This window comes from Halomonas sp. ML-15, from assembly GCF_014779595.1.
Lineage (GTDB): Bacteria > Pseudomonadota > Gammaproteobacteria > Pseudomonadales > Halomonadaceae > Franzmannia.
On sequence record NZ_JACXZT010000019.1, the window covers coordinates 2096542 to 2097115 of the forward strand.

Below are 574 nucleotides of genomic sequence, written 5' to 3' on the forward strand. Positions count from 1 at the left end.
CGCTCACAATGAATTACCTGATCGGCCAGAGCAAAGACTGTGTTAGTAAGCTGGGTCTGTCGCTCAGTTGGTGAGAGCGCACCCCCTGACCTTAAATGGAAAGCAGGGTGAGGTCGGCCAGCGGATCGCCATCGAGCTTGCAACGGTACAGTGCCGGGTCTGTAGCTCAGTTGGTTAGAGCGCACCCCTGATAAGGGTGAGGTCGGCAGTTCAAATCTGCCCAGACCCACCAAATTTGCGCGATACGTCGTTGAAAGACTCCTCGTATAGCAGGCTATACGTCGTCGCCTTTCGCCTTGTCTCGCACAAATTACATTTCACGTGATAAATTCACGATGAAGTGTTGATAGGGGGCCTTAGCTCAGCTGGGAGAGCGCCTGCCTTGCACGCAGGAGGTCAGCGGTTCGATCCCGCTAGGCTCCACCACTTCGTCGCCCACCCCACAGTCTTACCTGATCGGATCCGCAGTCATAAGCCACCATCGCGCAAGACGATGACCGGTTTATGACTGTCGATTGACAGTTTGCTCTTTAACAATGTGAATCATGCTGACAAATTTCTCCGCAAGGAGAAA

3 tRNA genes (1 of these 3 cut by a window edge) are annotated in these 574 nt (G+C 53.3%); all 3 read left to right on the forward strand.

Annotated elements, in window-relative coordinates:
* Positions 1-5: transfer RNA gene (locus IEI94_RS21485), tRNA-Ala, on the forward strand; it begins 59 nt to the left of the window's first position.
* Between the two features lie 150 nt (positions 6-155).
* A tRNA-Ile gene (locus tag IEI94_RS21490) sits at positions 156-232 on the forward strand.
* Between the two features lie 118 nt (positions 233-350).
* A tRNA-Ala gene (locus IEI94_RS21495) sits at positions 351-426 on the forward strand.
* Positions 427-574 lie beyond the last annotated feature (148 nt).